The sequence below is a fragment of the Lacinutrix cladophorae genome (genome assembly GCF_053604645.1).
In genome coordinates, this window is the sequence record NZ_JBSHNR010000029.1 from 1 (window position 1) to 205 (window position 205).

At 41.5% G+C, this 205-nt stretch carries 1 protein-coding gene; it reads right to left on the reverse strand.

Features of this window, described 5'->3' with window-relative positions; translation table 11 throughout:
• A partial coding sequence (locus ACVC3Y_RS00140) for a SpaA isopeptide-forming pilin-related protein (protein ID WP_452225722.1) occupies nucleotides 1-205 on the reverse strand: 205 nt, incomplete at both ends.

Here is a 205-nt window from a genome sequence, read left to right on the forward strand (position 1 = left end):
TTCAGGATCTGAAGTTCCTGTTGTTAAAGTACCACTTACATCTGCTGGTAATGTTGTTTCATCAACATCTACTTCTGCATCTCCTACTGGAATGTCTGTTGCTGTCCATGAGCCATCCGTTCCTGTTGTTACTGTTGTTTCGTCTCCGTTAACATCGGTAATTACAACTTCTACTCCTTCTATTCCTTCTTCTCCTGGATCTTGT